The 16585-nt window shown below is 71.7% G+C and carries 13 protein-coding genes and 1 pseudogene; 6 read left to right on the top strand and 8 right to left on the bottom strand.

The window, feature by feature from the left end; genetic code table 11:
* Positions 1–382, bottom strand: a pseudogene (locus QZW52_RS14270) (8-oxoguanine deaminase); the annotation flags it as partial.
* 158 nt (positions 383–540) lie between these two features.
* On the opposite strand from QZW52_RS14270, the gene QZW52_RS14265 reads away from it, so the two are divergent.
* From QZW52_RS14265 to QZW52_RS14255, 3 genes are read left to right on the top strand one after another with little or no spacing between them, the layout of a single operon-like run.
* On the top strand, positions 541–2064 hold the full coding sequence (locus QZW52_RS14265; protein WP_294000021.1) for a pyridoxal phosphate-dependent decarboxylase family protein: 1524 nt from the start codon (positions 541–543) through the stop codon (positions 2062–2064).
* Positions 2061–3374 (top strand): ATP-grasp domain-containing protein, encoded by a 1314-nt coding sequence (locus tag QZW52_RS14260; protein ID WP_294000019.1) that lies wholly within the window; start codon positions 2061–2063, stop codon positions 3372–3374. Before QZW52_RS14265 ends, QZW52_RS14260 begins: the two co-directional genes overlap by 4 nt.
* 12 nt (positions 3375–3386) lie before the next feature.
* On the top strand, positions 3387–4871 hold the full coding sequence (locus QZW52_RS14255; RefSeq protein ID WP_294000018.1) for a hypothetical protein: 1485 nt from the start codon (positions 3387–3389) through the stop codon (positions 4869–4871).
* Positions 4872–4888: 17 nt separating this feature from the next.
* On the opposite strand, the gene QZW52_RS14250 is transcribed toward QZW52_RS14255, so the two are convergent.
* Positions 4889–5302: a helix-turn-helix domain-containing protein gene (locus tag QZW52_RS14250; RefSeq protein WP_294000017.1), complete on the bottom strand. Its 414-nt coding sequence runs from the start codon at positions 5300–5302 to the stop codon at positions 4889–4891.
* A complete protein-coding gene (locus QZW52_RS14245) occupies positions 5299–5589 on the bottom strand; it encodes a type II toxin-antitoxin system HigB family toxin (RefSeq protein ID WP_294000016.1) in 291 nt (96 codons plus the stop codon). The genes QZW52_RS14250 and QZW52_RS14245 overlap by 4 nt, the downstream gene beginning before the upstream one ends.
* Positions 5590–5789: 200 nt before the next feature.
* Between QZW52_RS14245 and QZW52_RS14240 the strand changes: the two genes are divergently transcribed.
* Positions 5790–8366: a GspE/PulE family protein gene (locus tag QZW52_RS14240; RefSeq protein ID WP_294000015.1), complete on the top strand. Its 2577-nt coding sequence runs from the start codon at positions 5790–5792 to the stop codon at positions 8364–8366.
* A 15-nt stretch (positions 8367–8381) separates the two neighbouring features.
* On the opposite strand, the gene mutL is transcribed toward QZW52_RS14240, so the two are convergent.
* Together mutL and QZW52_RS14230 are read right to left on the bottom strand one after the other, a co-directional pair.
* Positions 8382–10190, bottom strand: coding sequence for a DNA mismatch repair endonuclease MutL (gene mutL / locus QZW52_RS14235; protein ID WP_294000014.1), 1809 nt, complete (start codon positions 10188–10190; stop codon positions 8382–8384).
* 48 nt (positions 10191–10238) lie between these two features.
* The gene (locus tag QZW52_RS14230) at positions 10239–11357 is read right to left on the bottom strand and encodes an ABC transporter substrate-binding protein (protein ID WP_294000013.1); all 1119 of its coding nucleotides are present in this window, start codon (positions 11355–11357) and stop codon (positions 10239–10241) included.
* Positions 11358–11535: 178 nt separating this feature from the next.
* On the opposite strand from QZW52_RS14230, the gene QZW52_RS14225 reads away from it, so the two are divergent.
* Entirely contained in the window at positions 11536–12204 is a 669-nt protein-coding gene (locus QZW52_RS14225; RefSeq protein WP_294000012.1) for a DedA family protein, read from the top strand.
* Here QZW52_RS14225 and QZW52_RS14220 read toward each other — a convergent pair.
* The 3 genes from QZW52_RS14220 to tsaE are packed head-to-tail and all read right to left on the bottom strand — an operon-like array spanning position 12191 to position 15569.
* A complete protein-coding gene (locus tag QZW52_RS14220) occupies positions 12191–13612 on the bottom strand; it encodes an alpha/beta hydrolase family protein (RefSeq protein WP_294000010.1) in 1422 nt (473 codons plus the stop codon). The genes QZW52_RS14225 and QZW52_RS14220 overlap by 14 nt on opposite strands.
* Positions 13613–13614: 2 nt before the next feature.
* Complete coding sequence (locus QZW52_RS14215) at positions 13615–15081, bottom strand: N-acetylmuramoyl-L-alanine amidase (RefSeq protein ID WP_294000008.1); 1467 nt, start codon at positions 15079–15081, stop codon at positions 13615–13617.
* Positions 15078–15569 carry a tRNA (adenosine(37)-N6)-threonylcarbamoyltransferase complex ATPase subunit type 1 TsaE gene (gene tsaE / locus QZW52_RS14210; protein ID WP_294000006.1) on the bottom strand — a complete coding sequence of 164 codons (492 nt, stop codon included), beginning with the start codon at positions 15567–15569 and terminating at the stop codon, positions 15078–15080. Before tsaE ends, QZW52_RS14215 begins: the two co-directional genes overlap by 4 nt.
* 3 nt (positions 15570–15572) lie before the next feature.
* Here tsaE and queG point away from each other — a divergent pair.
* Positions 15573–16585 (top strand): tRNA epoxyqueuosine(34) reductase QueG (gene queG, locus QZW52_RS14205; protein WP_434738341.1); only part of this gene is annotated, 1013 nt, incomplete at its 3' end.

The raw sequence follows: 16585 nt of genomic DNA, 5'->3' as shown, positions 1-16585 counted from the left end.
GCAGCTCGGCCATGGCGACCTGCGTCGAGACCTGCACCATCTCCGGCGTCAGCCCGGCCCAGATCGGGTAGAGCGTCTTCAGCCAGCCGAACAGCTCGGCGTTCTGCGCGGCGGGGATGGCGCGGGTGAGCGACTGGTACATGTGGTGGTGCGTGTTCACCAGCCCCGGCGTGACGACGTGGCCGCGCGCGTCGATCACCTCGCCGTGGGCGCGCACCTCGTCGAGCACTTGCGCCGGCACTTCGCCCGCCGCATAGACCGCCGCGATCTGCTCGCCGCGGACGAGCAGGCTCGCGCCGCGCAGCTCGCGGCGGGTGTCGTCGAAGGTGGCGATCAGGTCGGCCTGGTGGACCAGCAGGAGGGGGGCGTGCGGGGTGTTCATGGCTTCATTGTCGGGGGAGGCAGGGCGCTGCCACAACAACCCGGAGACCCGCCACGGCCAGGCCAGCGAACCGAACAGCGCCCGGAACGCCGGCCTGTTCGCCCGGACAGCCGCAGGGGCCGCACCTACCCTCGGGGGACGCCGATTGTCGTCACCCCATGCCCGAACTTGAATCCTTTTCGCTGGACCCTGCCAGCCCCGCCGACTGGGCCGCCGTGCGCGCACAGGGCCACCGGATGCTGGACGATCTGTTCGACCACCTGTCCCGGCTCCGCGAGCGCCCCGTCTGGCAGCCGATCCCCCCTGAGGTGCGCGCCGCGTTCGACGAGCCGCTGCCGTCGGCTCCCGTCGCGCTGGCCGAGGCGCACGGGCGCTTCATGGACCAGATCCTGCCCTACGCCGTCGGCAACACGCACCCGCGCTTCATGGGCTGGGTCCACGGCGGCGGCACGGTCGAGGGGATGCTGGCCGAGATGCTCGCCGCGGGCCTGAACGCCAACCTCGGCGGGCGCGACCAGATGCCGCTGGAAGTCGAGCGCCAGACCGTGCGCTGGATGCGCGACCTGTTCGGCTTTCCGGCCACGGCCGGCGGGCTGCTGGTCACCGGCTCGTCGATGGCGAACCTGCTCGGCGTCCTCGTGGCACGCACGCGAACGCTGGGCACGCTGTCCCGCCAGACCGGTGTGGCGGCCAGTGCCGACGGCCCGCGGCTGGTCGCCTATGCCGCCGAGAGCGCCCACGGCTGTGTGGCGCAGGCGTTCTCCATCAGCGGCCTGGGCACGCAGGCGCTGCGCCGCGTGCCGGTCGGCGCGGACCACCGCCTCGACCTTGCCGCCCTGCAAGCGCAGATCACCGCCGACCGCATCGCCGGCCTGCGCCCCTTCCTCGTCGTCGGCACGGCCGGCACGGTGGACACCGGCGCGGTGGACGATCTGGCCGCCATCGCCGACGTGGCCCGCCGCGAGGGGCTGTGGTTCCACGTCGATGGGGCGTTCGGTGCCCTGGGGATGCTGTCGCCCGAGGTGGCGCCGCTGCTGCGCGGCATCGAACGCGCGGACTCGATCGCGCTCGATTTCCACAAGTGGGGCCAGGTGCCCTACGACGCCGGCTTCCTCCTCGTGCGCGACCAGGCCGACCAGCTCGCCGCTTTCGCCTCGCCCGCGGCCTACCTGTCGCGCCACCCGCGCGGGCTGGCGGCTGGCTCACCCTGGCCCTGCGACCTGGGGCCGGACCTGTCGCGGGGCTTCCGGGCGCTCAAGGTCTGGTTCACCCTCGTCACCCATGGCACTGACCGCCTGGGCGCCGCCATCGCCCAGTCCTGCCGACTGGCGCAGCGGCTGCGTGCCCGCATCGTGGCCGAACCCACGCTGGCGCTGCTCGCGCCGGTCACGCTCAACATCGTCTGCTTCCGCTACCTCGGCCCGCCGGGTGCGCGGGGGCTGGACGCCGCCGCCACCGACCACCTCAACGCCGAGCTGGTCGCCGATCTGCACGAGTCCGGCCTGGCCGTGCCGTCCACCACCACGCTGGGCGGGCGCACCGCGATCCGCGTCGCGCTGGTCAACCACCGCACCACGGCGGCCGACCTCGGTGTCCTGCTCGACGCGGTGCTGCGCCTGGGTGCGCGCCGCTGCCGCCCGTGTCCGGCCGAATCCGCTCTGCTTGTCGAGACCACTCCATGAACGTGCCCTGCATCGAGTTCCAGCCCCGCCCACAGGCGACCACCGCCACGACAGCCGCTGCCACAGCCACAGCCACGGCCACGGCCACAGCGACGGCTTGCCCGCCCCTGATGGGACTGGCCCGGCTGATGCCGCTGGCGTTCCAGGGCGAGGATCTGATGCCGCTGGCGCAGACACTCCTCGCCCGCTCCGCCAAGGACGCCCACGACGCCAACGCGCTCATGGACCTGTCCACCCTGCTGCTGCTGCAGGGCTTGCGCGAGGTCGGGCTGGCCACGCAGGCGCAGGCGATCGACTGCTGCCGCGTCTACCACCTGCCCGCCGAGGGCGCGCCCGCGCTGCGCCTGCTGGCCGTGGTGGCGCCGGGCGACCTGATGACGAATGCACCGCTGGCCTTCCTGTTCGCGCACTCGGACGTGGCGCTGACCCTGCTCTACGTGCGGCCCGGCGAGCCGCTGCCGCACTGGCTGCCACCGCACGACGCGCTGTGGATCGCGGTGTCCGAATCCGACCCGGTGCGCGGCCTGCTGGGCGACCTGTCGGCGGCCTGCGCGGTCTGGGACACCCCGGTGATCAACCCCCCCGCGCACACGCTGCGCACCGCGCGTGCGCAGGCGTCGGCCCTGCTCCACGGCGTGCCGGGTCTGCACATGCCGGAGACCGTCCGCGTGGACCGGGCCGCGTTGCAGACGCTCGTGCGCTGCGAAGCGGGTCCGGACGCCTGGCTGGTGGACGGTGCCTGGCCGCTCATCGTCCGCCCGGTCGATTCCCACGCGGGCCACGGGCTGGAGAAGCTCGCCGCGCCGTTCGATCTGGCGCGCTACCTGGCGACGCAGCCGGACGCCGAGTTCTTCCTGTCGCGCTTCATCGACTACGCCAGCGCGGACGGCCAGTTCCGCAAGTTCCGGGTCGTGCTGGTGGATGGCGTGCCGCATGCCGTCCACCTGGGCGTGTCGGCGCACTGGATGGTGCATTACCTCAACGCCGGCATGGCCGAGTCCGCCGCCAAGCGGGTGGAGGAGGCGCAGTTCATGGCCGACTTCGACACCGACACGGGGTTCGCCCGCCGCCACGCCGTCGCGCTGCAGGGCATTGCCGAGCGCATCGGCCTGGACTACCTCGTCCTCGACTGCGCCGAAACCCGCGACGGCCGGCTGCTCGTGTTCGAGGCCGATCCTGGCGCGGCTGTGCATGCCATGGACCCGCCCGACCTGTTCCCGTACAAGCCGGCTGCGATCGAGAAGGTGCGGGTGGCGGTGCGGGCCTTGCTGGGGCGCCGGGTGGCGGCCCATGCGGCGCGGATGGTCTGAGCGGCCAGCCCCATGCCGATGGTGGTCGCGCGGGCCTTGACCGAAGGTGGAGACGCCCGCATCACGCTGGACGGCGCGGGCGCCAACGCCTACGGCTGTCCGCCGCGGCCTGATCCGGCACTGGTCGCGCTCGGTTCGTCCACGGCCTCGGTGATTTCCGGGCCGGCCTTCGAGGCGGCACAGGCGCTGTGTACCCGGCTCGCCGCGCATCCGGGCGCCCATGCCGAGGAGGTGGCGCGGCTGCGGCGCACGCTGCTGCCGCTCAGTGGCGCGGACACCGTTCCCGGCACCGAGGTGGTGCTCGCCGCCTCGGGCACCGATCTGCACCTGTTCGCCACCCAGCTCGCGGCCAGCGCGCCAGGGGTGCCGGTGCAGGCGGTGATGGCCGAGGTGTCCGAGACCGGCAGTGGCGTGCCCGCTGCGCTGGCCACCCGCCATTTCGCCACCGGCACCTGCCAGGGCCACGCCGTGCCGCGGGGCGCGCCGATCACCGCGCAGTCCCCGTGCGAACCCATCGCCGTGGTGCTGCGCCACCCCGACGGCCGGCCCCGCAGCGCCGACGATGTGGACGCCGATTTCACGGCGGGCGTGGAGCAGGTGCTGGGCGCGGGCCGGCGCTGCCTGCTGGTGCTGACGGACCTGACCAAGACCGGCCTGCTGGCGCCGACCCCGGCCTGTGCGGCCCGGCTGCGCAAGCGCCACGGCGAGCGGCTGGAGGTGCTGGTCGATGCCTGCCAGTTCCGGCTGGCGCCGGCGTCGCTGGCCGACTACCTGGCGCAGGACTGGATGGTCGCGATCACCGGGTCCAAGTTCGTCACCGGGCCGGCCTTCTGCGGCGCGCTGCTGCTGCCGCCCGCGCTGGCGCGGCGCTGCTGGCGCCGTTCGCTGGAGACGCTGCGGCTCTACACCGCGCGCAGCCACTGGCCCGCGCACTGGCCGGCCGCGGATGCGCTGGACGATCGGCACAACCCTGGCCTGCTGCTGCGCTGGCAGGCCGCGCTGGTCGAGTTGCAGCGTTTTCGGGCGGTGCCGGAGCCGCTGGCAGACCGATTTTTCCAGCACTGGGGCCGCGCCGTGGCCGAGCGGCTGCGCGGCGACACCACGTTCGAGGCGCTGCCGGTCGCGCCGCTGGACGGTGTGCGCGGCGGGCGCTGGGCGGGTGGGCGCTGGGACCGCCACCAGACGGTTTTTCCGTTCGTTGTCCACCGCCGCCTGTCTGGTGGTCGCCGCGTTCCGCTGACCCCTGCCCAGACGGTCGCGCTGCACCGCGCCCTCGCCGAAGCGGACCCCGCGTCTGCAGGCGCCGGGCGTTTCCAGCTCGGTCAACCCGTGGCCTGCGGAGCGCGCGACGGCCAGCCGGTCAGCGCCTTGCGCCTGTGTGCCAGCGCCCGCACGGTGGTGGACGCGACCCGGTCGCTGCAGGGTCGGGCCGAGGCGGTCGCGCAGGCGATGGCGGCGCTGGACAAGGTGGGGTGGTGGGTGCGGCGGATGGGGTAAGCCGCCGGTGGGCGTGGTCAGCCCGCAAACACCTCGACCGACACCCCGAACCGACGCGCCAGCGCCTTGACCTGCCGCAGGTTCAGCGCCCGCTTGCCCGCCAGCACGGCCGACACCACGCTCTGTGCCCCCACCTCGGGCAATTGCGACTGCGTCAGCCCGTGCTCGACCATCAGCTCGTGCAGCAACTCGTGCGGTGCCAGCGGCTGCGCCGGCCAGGGGTGGACACGGTCCTCGTACTCGCGGATGCGATCCGCCAGCACATCGACCAGCGCCCCCATCGGGCCGGACTCCAGCGCCGGCACGTCGTCCATGAGCTGATCGACGACTTCCAGCAATTGCGCGTAGTGCGCCTCGTCGCGGATTGGCCCGCCGATGCCGAGGGTTTCGTGCAGGGCAACCCAGTGGGAAGCAATGTCGGACAGGTTCATTTCCAGGCTCCTTGGTCGTACTCGGCGTGGGTGAGAACCGCCTTGATCCAGACCGTCTTCACCTTGTAGGCGATCGATGCGATCAGCCGGTACTTGTTGCCGCCGATGTTGAACACGTACAGATCGCCCACCTTGTCCACGCCGGGGAAAGCGGTGCGCAGGTCCGCGAAGTGCGCAAAGCTGCCCTTCTCGATCTTCAGCCGAAAGGCGCGCAACGGGTTGTCAGCGTCCGGGTGATGGACCACGAACTCGCGCAAGGTCTTGTTGGAGATCAGCTTCATCGGCATGTATTCAATTTATAGCAATTTGCTATTTTTTGCCAGTGCCCTGGCGATGGACAGGTTCGACATCGGGGACGAATCGCCCCCCCATTCCTCACCTATTCCCGCCTTTCCCCCAGCGGCCGGTTCCCTAGCATCCATCCGTCCCGGTGCGCGCACACCGCCACGCGCCGACACGGCTTGCTTGATTGCCCCAGGAACCGCCCATGTCCGATCTGTCCCAGTCGCATCTGAAGTCCGCCGCCCTGGTCGAGGGCGTCCTGCCGCTGTCGGCACGTCCGCGCAAAGGCAGTGACGTGCCGTTTGCCTGGCCGACGCCGCCGTTCGCCGCCTATGCGCTGCCCGTGCCGCAGCACGAGCCGCTGGCCTGCGAGATCGAGGGCCGCACCGGCAACCTGATGACCGGGCAGTTGATGGCGATGGAAGTGGGGCCTGGCATCGCGCGGGTGCAGGTGCCGCCGGAGCGCGTCTCGCTGCCCATGCGCTTCGACCAGATCCGCCGCATCACCTTGCAGGCGCCTGTGCTGCCGCTGGCCCGACAACCCGGCCCTGCGCCGGTCGCTCCTGCTGCGGCTCCCGCTGCCGAGGAACCCTCCGCGGAACACGCCCAGATGCTTGAACACCACGCCGCCCAGCCCTACACCGTCCACCTGCACGGCGGCGGCTCGGTCGGTGGCGTCACCGTGGGCCATGTCGAGAACGAGGTCGGCCTGTTCCTGTTCGCGCCGCTGGACGACCGCGGCACGGTGCAGACCTCCTTCCTGCCGCGCTCGGCCTACGACCGCGTGCAGGTGGGCGAGCGCCTGGGCAAGCTGCTGATCGAGGAGGCCGCGGTCACGGCCGATCAGGTGGACCAGGCGGTGCAGATCCAGAAGAAGAACCGCGGTCAGAAGCTCGGCGAGCTGCTGGTGGCGCGCCAGATCGTGACGCCCGAGCAACTGCTCTCCGCCCTCGACAAGCAGGCGCGCATGCCGATGGTGCGGCTGGGCGAGGCGCTGGTGGCGCTGGGCTATGTCACCGATGCGCAGTTGACCGACGTGCTGGGCCAGCAGGTCAGCGAGCGCGTGCAGCCGCTGGGCGAGGTGCTGCTGAGCCGCGAATGGGTCACGCCGCAGCAGTTGCGCGTGGCACTGGCGCGCAAGCTGGGCTACCCGGTCGTCAACCTGAACACCTTCAAGCCGCAGATCGAGGCGCTGGCGCGGCTGCCGGCAGAGCTGGCGCACACGCTGGAGGTGCTGCCGCTGGTCCACCGCGCCGGGCGGCTGGTGGTGGCGATGCAGGACGTGACGCGCCAGGCGGTGCTGGAGCAGTTGCAGACGCTGACCCACTGCACCATCGCGCCCGCGCTGGCCGGCACCGGCGATCTGAAAGCGGCGATCGAACGGGGGTACGAACGCCTGCCCATGCTGGACACGGGCACCAGCCGGTCGGGGGCCGATGCGGGGGCGGGCGTCGGCGTCGCTGCGGCTGGCACGGCCGGCGAGTCGGCGGCGCGCCGTGCGGGCAAATCCGCCAAGGGCGACAAGACCGACCGCGCCGAGGGTCCGGTCGTGCAGCTCCTCATCACCCTGGTGGCCGACGCGATGGGCCGCGGCGCCAGCAGCATCCACCTGGAAAACCACCCGAGCGAGGACAAGCTGTGGGTGCGCCTGCGCCGCGATGGCCGCATGGAGCCGCACAGCGAGCTGCCCGGCAGCTACCGCAACAGCCTGATCCCGCGCATCAAGACACTGGCCGAGCTGGACGTGCAGGACACGCGCCGGCCGCAGGAGGGTCGGCTGGCGTTTTCACGGCTGATGCAGGCGCACAAGATCGAGCTGCGCGTGACGACGCTGCCGACGCAAGGCGGTCTCGAAGACGTGGTGCTGGGGCTGCCGACGCGGTTGAAGACCTTCAAGTTCGATGGCCTGGGCCTCACCACGCAGGACCAGGAGCGCCTCCAGGCGATGCTCCAGCGGCCGTCCGGGCTGGTCCTCACGGTCGGCCCGGCCCGCTCCGGCCGCACGACGACGCTGTTCGCCGAGCTGGCGCTGGTGAACCAGCCCGACCGCAAGATCGTCTCCATCGAGGAGCGCATCGAGATGGTCCTGCCCGGCGTGCGCCAGATCGAGGTGAATCCGCGCGCTGGCCACACCCACGAGCAGGCGCTGCGGGCGGCGATGGCGGCCGAGGCGGACGTGATCCTGATCGACACGATCGGCGACAGCGCCACGGCGCGGCTGGCGGCCGAGGCGGCCCTGTCCGGCCGGCTGGTGCTGGCGTCGATGCAGGGGCGCACGGCGGCCGAAGCGATCCACCGGCTGCTGGACATGGGCGTGGAGCCGTGGAACCTGGGCGACGCCTTGCAGGGGGTCCATGCACAGCGGCTGCTGCGCCGGCTGTGCAGCGCCTGCCGCATGAGCCGTTCGGCCAAGGAGCCGGAAATCGACGAGTGGATCGAAGGGTATTTTTACGGCGCCGCCGTGGAAGCGGCCGAGGCCGAGCGCGAGCAGCTCCGCGCCAGTTGGGTGGAACGTTACGGGCGCGAGGGGAAGCTGCGCCGTTACCACAGCGCCGGCTGCGAGCGTTGCCGCACGTCGGGCTACCGGGGACGGGTCGCGGTGCATGAGCTGCTGGTGATCAGCGGGGAGCTGCGCCGGTTGATCCGGGCCGGCGCGCCGGCGTGGAACCTGCAGCGCCAGGGCCTGGTCGAGGGGATGCGGACGATGCGCCAGGATGCGGTGGAGAAGATGCTCGCCGGTCTGACCAGCATGGACGAGGTGCGCTCCGTCGCCGATCTCTGAAGCGCCGCGCGCGGCTCAGCGCCCGCGCAGGAACAGCGTGTCGAGTTCCTTGATCGTCACTTGGCGCCAGGTCGGGCGGCCGTGGTTGCAGAGGTCGGCGCGCTCGGTGCGTTCCATGTCGCGCAGCAGGGCGTTCATCTCCTCCAGCGTCAGCCGGCGGTTGGCGCGCACGGCGCCGTGGCAGGCCATCGTGGACAGGATCTCGTCGTGCGCCCGCTGCACCAGCGCGCTGGCCTCGTGCTCCGACAACTCGCCCAGCACCGACCGCGCCAGCGCCACCGCATCGGCGTCCCGCAAGGCCGCCGGCACGGCGCGCACCGCCAGCACCCCCGGCGACAGCGGCGCCACGTCCAGCCCGAGCCGGGCGAGGGTGGCGGCATGCGCTTCGGCCGCGGCCACTTCGGTGGGCGTGGCGGAGAACGTGGCCGGGATCAGCAGCGGCTGGCTGTCGATCGTGCGCTCGCCCGCGCCGTCGCCGAGCCGGGTCTTGAGCTGCTCGTAGACGATGCGTTCGTGCGCGGCGTGCATGTCCACGATCACCAGCCCGTGGCGGTTCTCGGCCAGCACATAGAGTCCACCGAGTTGCGCCAGCGCCCGGCCGAGCGGCCAGTCCTCGGTCGGCGCTGGCGCGGCATGGCCTGCCGGCGCGGCACTCGGACTGCGGGGCCAGTCCGGTGGCATCTCGCGGGTGTGCAGCGCGGCGGCGTGCTGGAGCACGAGGCTGCCCTGGATCGGCGGTGCCGGACGCCAGGCGGCGGGCATGGGGGCTGGCGCCGTGCCCAGCGGTTCGGCGACCACGTCCGCAGGCACATCCGCCGTGCGCGACAAGGCCAGCGCCTGCTCCACCGCCCGCCGCACCGCCTGATGCACCTCCCGCGAGTCCCGGAACCGCACCTCGATCTTGGTCGGATGCACGTTCACATCGACCCGGTCCGGCGCGATGTCGATGCGCAGCACATAGCTCGGTTGCCGCGCCCCGTGCAGCACGTCCTCATACGCGGAGCGCACACCATGCCCGATCAGCCGGTCGCGGACATGGCGGCCGTTGACATAGGCGTACTGCAGATCGGCCCGCGCCCGCGCCGCCTCCGGCAGACCGACCCGGCCGCGGATCACCAGCGGCCCGACCTGCACCTCGACCGGCCGGCTCGCGGCGATGAAGTCTGCGCCCAGCACGTCGTGCAGCCGCTGTTCGGCCGCGGCAGGGCGGAGCTGCTCGACCAGCCGCCCCTCGTGCCACACCGCAAACCCCACCTCCGGATGCACCAGCGCATGGCGCCGCACGGCTTCGAGGCAGTGGCCCAGCTCGGTCGCATCGGTCTTGAGGAACTTGCGCCGCGCCGGCGTGGAGAAAAACAGCTCGCGCACCTCGACCGTCGTGCCCGTGGCACGGGCCGCGGGGGACAGCTCGCCGGTGCGGGCGTCGATGCGCCGGGCGTGGGCGTCGTCGGCGGTGCGGCTGGTGATGGACAGCTCCGCCACCGAGCCGATCGCGGCCAGCGCCTCGCCGCGGAAGCCCATCGTGCCGACCTGCTCCAGCTCGGCCAGCGAGCCAATCTTGCTCGTGGCGTGGCGGCGCAGCGCCAGCGGCAGCTCGTCGGCGGGGATGCCCGCGCCATCGTCCTCGACCACGATGGCCCGCACGCCGCCGCCGGCCAGCCGCACCGTGATCTGCGCCGCACCGGCGTCGAGCGCGTTGTCCAGCAACTCGCGCACGACCGAGGCGGGCCGCTCGACCACCTCGCCCGCCGCGATCTGGCTGATCAGCGCATCCGGCAGTTCGCGGATGGGGCGGCGGGGGGCGGTGGCGGGCAGGATCGGCATGGGCGGATTGTAGGAACCCGCCGGCCGTGTTCCGTGCGGTTGCGTGGGTCAGTGCAGGTAGCGGCCCGACGCGGTGAGCTGCACCAGCTCGACGAAGCGCGAGCCGCTGAGTTCCTGTCGGCTGAAGTTCACGGTCATGCCGGCGATGTACCACTGCAGCACCTTGAGCGTGGCGTGCAGCCGGGCGCGGCTGGGGTCGCCATTGCAGCGCCGCAGCGCCTCGATCAGCACCTGCGCGTTGAGCCAGCCCTCGAAGCTGGCGTAGCCGATCGGCACCTGGGCGGTGCTGGCCAGGTCGCGGTAGTCGGCGATCTGGCGGTCGCTCTCGCTCCAGGGATAGGGGACGACCTGCGAGATGGCCAGTCCGCGGGCCTGCGCGCCGATGCGGCGGATGGCGTCCTCGTCGGAGACGATCGACAGGCCGTAGAACGCGGGATGGCGGCGCAGCCCGGCGGCGGTGGCCATCACGGTGGCGGCCTGCGAGCCGTTGACGAACAGCACGATGGCCTGCGGGGCGAGGGCGAGCAGCTTGCGGGCGGCTTCCTGGGCGGTGGCGCCGTCGGGGGTGACGGCGGCGGTGCCGGCCAGCACCAGTCCCTGTGCGGCGAATGCATCGGCGAGGACGTTCAGCCCCTCCTGTCCGAAGGGGGTCGCCAGATGCACCACGCCCATGCGCTGCAAGCCGACGGTGGCCAGGTGCAGCGCCAGTGCCGCGGCTTCCTGGGCGAGGCTGGCGCGCACGAAGTAGGCGATGCCCTTGCACTGCTGCCGCACCGAGTCCGCCACCCAGAGTCCGCCCAGGGCCGGCACGCCATGCTGGCGCAGCAGGGGTTCTATGGCGGCCATGCTCATGTTGCCCGCGCAGCCGAACAGGGTGGTGGCGTTCTGCTCGGTGATGAGCTTGTCGCAGATGGCGTGGGCCAGTTCCGGGTCGCCCCGGTCGTCGGCGGTGATCCAGCGCAGGTGCCGGCCGCCCACGCCACCGTGGGCGTTGAGCGTGTCGAAGGCGAGTTGCGCGCCGGCATTGAACGCCAGCACCGGCGGCGACAGCGGCCCGGTCAGCGGCGCGGATTGGCCGAGCACCAGATCGGACCCGGTCTGGGCTGCTCCGGCCGGGCGCGCCAGCACGGCGGCGGCACTGGCCAGAACGAAGCGTCTGCGTTGCATGGGAACAGAGAGGGGGATGAGAGAGGCGGGGAATCTGCGTCTGCTGTCAATCCCCGGAATGGACGGCGCCGAGTGTGCCTAGCGGCGGCGCCCTTGTCATGTCCGCGGGGCGGTTGCACCGGGCTGGCGTGTGGAAGTGCGCAATTCCTTCAGGAAGCCAGTGGTAATCTTCCGCCCCATGGAACTCCTGCCCTTTCTGATCGACTTCATCCTCCATGTGGACAAGCACCTGGCCACCTTCGTCACCACCTACGGTGCCTGGGTGTATGCGCTGCTGTTCCTCGTCATCTTCGTCGAGACCGGTGTGGTGGTGATGCCGTTCCTGCCGGGGGATTCGCTGCTGTTCGTGGTGGGCGCCATGTGCGGCGTGGGGTTGATGGACTACACGCTGTCGGTCGGCCTGCTGTTTGCCGCGGCGGTGCTGGGCAACCAGAGCAACTACACCATCGGCCGCCTCCTCGGCCCCAAGGTCTTCCAGTGGGAGGACAGCCGCTGGTTCAACAAGCGCGCCTTCGACCAGGCCCATGCCTTCTACGAGCGCCACGGCGGCAAGACGATCATCGCCGCCCGTTTCATGCCCTTCGTCCGCACCTTCGCGCCGTTCGTGGCCGGCGTCGCGCAGATGACGCGCAGCAAGTTCACGCTCTACGACGTGACGGGCGGCGCGCTGTGGGTCGGCGGTATCGTGACGATCGGTTATTTCTTCGGCAACGTGCCTTGGGTGAAGCTGCACCTGGACAAGATCATCTGGTCGATGATCGGCATTCCGGGGCTGCTGGTGGTGTTCGGCGCCTGGAAAGCGCGCCGCAACGAAGCCAAGGCCGGCAAGGGCATCAAGGCCGCTTGATGCCCGGCGCGGCCGCTTCGCCGCGGCGCCGCGGCGGGATGCGGCTGTCGAGCGACGCGGGCTGGTAATCGACGCGGATGCGGCAGCCGCTGGCCGGCTGCCACTGCACGGGCAGCGCCTTGCAGCGTTGCGACAGGGTGGTGGCATCGGGCTTGCGGCCCTGGTCCACCCAGTCGAGCAGGGCGTCTACGGCGCTGACGTACTGCGCGTCGCTGGAGTAGCTGTGCTCGCGGTCGGCGGTGTAGACCTGCACCAGGTGGTCGGCTGCACCGGCCTCGGCCACGGTGTCGCGGAACTGGGCCTCCATCTCGACGAAGGCGGTCAGGTCGTCGATGCCGTGCAGCGTCAGTGTGGGCAGCAGCAGCCGGCCAGTCGGGTCGGCGTCGCGGGCGAGGTCGGCGAGTGCGCCCGGATCGGCCCGGTAGCGCGGCACGTCGCGGTTCAGCGCGGCATCGTCGGGCGAGCCGGTGTAGACCACGCCCTCGTTGCCGAAGGGATTGCGGCCCTTGAGCTTGCGCAGGACGATGTCCTGGAAGTGCCAGGTGGCCCACTGCAGGTGCGGCAGGATCTCCTGCTCGGGCAGCTGCACCACGCGGGTGAGCGCGGCCAGGCGCTGCCGCTGGGCGGGGCTGCGCTCGGCGGGCTTGTGTTGCGTGCCGAGGCACGCATCGACCCGCTCGGCCAGCTCGGCGCGGGTCAGCTTCGTGTCGGGCGGCAGGCCCATCCACAGCGGGTAGGCGCTCTCGTCCGGCCCGGGGTGGTTCTGGCACAGCGCCTGGTAGACCACGCGCAGGTCCAGCCGCAGGTCGTAGGCCCGCGTCGCCCCGGCCAGCACGCCGCTGGTCAGCAGCACGGCGTCGTAGGGCAGCGCGCCAGGGCTGGCGCGGCGCGGGTCGATGTCGGGGGTGACGTAGCGTTCGGCCATGCGGGCGGCAACACCCGCGCCCCAGCTCTGGCCGTGCAGCACGGTGCGGCGTGGCTGGCCGAGGGTGGCCACGGCGAGCTGGCGCAGCCGCTCGGTGTCCTCGGCGGCGGCCAGCACCTCGACACCGCCTTGCCGGAAGCTCGACCCCGCCCAGGCGTGGCCGGCGCGCAGCATGACGCTCCAGCGTTGCAGGTCCGCCGTGCTGCGGGCCAGCGTCGGCTCGCCGAGTGCGGGGCCGCCGTGGACATGCACCACCAGCGTGCCGGTGTCGGCGGTCCAGCCCTTGGGGGTGGCGATCCAGTAGTAGGCGCCGAGGTAGTCGCGCCCGTTCAGGCAGCGTGCCCCGTCGGGCAGGCCGGTCGGGCAGGGCGCTTCGGCGGGCAGCGTGGTGCCGGAGACGACGGGCCGCACGGACTGCGCCGCGGCCCAGGTGGACAGGGTCAGCAGCAGTGCCGCCAGAACAGGGTGCAGGGGCATCGGCATCGTCACAGCGTGCGCTCTCGGGCCAGGGGCGGGTTGCGGGAAAAGTAGCGGACGATGCCGGTGTAGACCGCCTTGACGAGCTGTGCCTGGTAGTCCTCGTCGCGCAGATTGGCCTCTTCCTGCGGGTTGGAGATGAAGGCGGTCTCGACCAGGATGGACGGGATGTCCGGCGCCTTGAGCACGGCGAAGCTTGCCTGCTCGACCTGCCCCTTGTGCAGCTTGCCGACCTGTCCGATGTGGCCGAGCACCTCGCGGCCGACGCGCAGGCTGTCCTTGATCTGCGCCGTGGTGCTCATGTCGAGCAGGGCGCGCAGCACATGCGAGTCCTTGCTGGCGATGTTGATCCCGCCGATGGCGTCGGAGGCGTTTTCGCGCTTGGCCATCCAGCGGGCGGCCGTGCTGGTCGCGCCCGAGTCGGACAGCGCGAAGACGGATGCGCCGCGGGCTTCGGGCGTGATGAAGGCATCGGCGTGGACGGACACGAACAGGTCGGCCTGCACCCGGCGCGCCTTCTGGACACGCTCATGCAGCGGCACGAAGAAATCGGCGTCGCGGGTCAGCATGGCGCGCATGCCGGGGCGGGCGTTGATGCGCTCCTGCAACTGCTTGGCGATCTGCAGCACGACATCCTTCTCGCGCAGCCCGGTCGGGCCGATCGCGCCGGGGTCTTCGCCGCCGTGGCCGGGGTCGATGGCGACGATGACGAGCCGGTTGATGCCGCCACGCCCTGGCGGAACGGCGGGTGCCCCTTCGGCAGCGGCGGGCGCGGTGGCCACCCGCGGCGGCGGCGCGGGCGGGAGCGGCAGTGCGGGCGGGGTGGGGCGATCGACGCGGCCGATGAACTCGCCGAGCGCATCGTCCACGTCCGAGGCAGCGCGGGCGGAGGCGTCGGCGGTGCTGGTGCCTGTTGCTGCTGCTGCTGCAACAGCGGCGGGCGCGGGGGAGGGCGTGGCTGCGGCTGGAGTGGCCAGTGCGGTTTCGCGTTCCTTGACGAGCGCCAGCAGCGGATCGGGCGCTTGCGCCGGATACAGATCGAACACCAGCCGGTAGCGGTAAGGGGCGATCGGCGTGAGCGTGAAGACCTGCGGCGTGGCGGCGCGCTTGAGGTCGAACACCATGCGGACCTGCCGCGGCTGGCTTTGCCCCAGGCGCACGCCGGCGATGTGCGGGTCATTGGTGCCGATCTTGGCGACCAGTTCACGCAGTTGCGGGCTGAGTTCGAGTCCATCGATGTCGATCACCAGCCGGGCCGGGCCGTCGGTGACGAAGTGGCGGGCTTCGAGCGCGGTGTCGGATTCGAGCGTCACCCGCGTGTAGTCCGCCGCCGGCCAGACCCGCACGGCCACCAGCGTGGCGCCATGCACCAGATCCCCGGCACCGAGCACGAGCACCAGCGCGCCGGCCTGGCGGAACCAGCCACGGCGATTGACCGTGTCCTGGGGATCGGGGAGGGGGAGGCGTTGTGTCATGGCAGGGTCTCGTTCAACAGCGTCGCGCCCCGCGGCGTGCAGGCTTGCCACTGCGCCGTGCGGTCGTCGTCGGCCTGCGGCAGCAGCGACAGCGAGAGATCCGGCACCGGCAGCAGCCCGCGGGCCTTGTCGGGCCATTCGACCAGCTTCAGGCCGGGACTGGCGAACAGGTCGCGAAAGCCGGCATCCTCCCACTCACGGGGATCACCGAATCGGTAGAAATCGAAGTGCCAGATGTCCAGTTTGTCCGTTTCGGCGGTCGCGTGTACTTCGTGCGGCTCGACGATGGCGTAGCTCGGACTCTTGATCCGCCCCGCCACGCCCAGCGCGCGCAGCAGGTGGCGGGCAAAGGTGGTCTTGCCGGCACCGAGGGGTCCGTGCAGTTCGATGCAGGCCAGACGCAGCGCCGGATGGCGTGCCAGGGCGCGGGCCGTGGCTTCGCAGGCGGCTTCGTCGGGCCAGTGCTGCTGGCGGGTTTCTAGAATCACCGGATGAACGACCTTGCTGACCTTGGGAATGCGAATGCGCCGGCGTCCTCGCCCGATCCGGAACATCTGGTGGGGCTGGTACGGACGTGGGCCGTCGAGCTGGGATTCTCACAGATCGGCGTGTCCGGTGTACATCTGGCTACAGCCGAGCCGGGTCTTGTGGCGTGGCTGGCCGCGGGCTTCCACGGTGGCATGGGCTACATGGCGGCGCATGGCCTGAAGCGCGCCCGGCCGGCGGAGCTGGTGCCGGGCACGGTGCGGGTCATCACGGCCCGCATGGACTACCTGCCCCGCGACACGCCGGCCGACTGGCGCGAGCGCGAAGCCGACCGCGCCGCGCAACCGGGCGAGGCGGTGGTGTCGGTCTATGCGCGTGGCCGGGATTACCACAAGGTCTTGCGCAACCGGCTGCAGCGGCTGGCCGAGCGCATCGCTGCCGAGATCGGCCCCTTCGGCCACCGGGTCTTCTGCGACTCGGCGCCGGTGCTGGAGGTCGAACTCGCCGGCCGCAGCGGGCTGGGCTGGCGCGGCAAGCACACGCTGCTGCTGGACCGCTCGGCGGGGTCGATGTTCTTCCTCGGCGAGATCTACGTGGACGCCGCACTGCCGCTGTCCGAGTCGCCACCGGTCGAGGACCACTGCGGGCGCTGCACCGCGTGCCTCGACGCCTGCCCGACGGCGGCCATCGTTGCCCCGTACCGTGTCGATGCGCGGCGCTGCATCAGCTACCTGACCATCGAGCACGACGGGCCGATCCCGGTCGAGTTCCGCGCCGCGATCGGCAACCGGGTCTACGGCTGCGACGATTGCCAGCGGGTGTGTCCGTGGAACAAGTACGCGCAGCGCAGCGACCTGCCCGACTTCGACGCCCGCGAGCCACTGCGCGCGCCGACCCTGCTGGCGCTGTGGGCGTGGGACGAGGCGACCTTCCTGCAACGCACCGAGGGCAGCCCGATCCGCCGCATCGGCCACGCCCGCTGGCAGCGCAATGTGGCGGTGGCGCTGGGCAATGCGTG

The organism is Sphaerotilus sp., from assembly GCF_013299175.1.
Lineage (GTDB): Bacteria > Pseudomonadota > Gammaproteobacteria > Burkholderiales > Burkholderiaceae_C > Sphaerotilus.
Note: the sequence above shows the minus strand (reverse complement) of the source record. Positions and strands in the feature narration are given on the sequence as shown.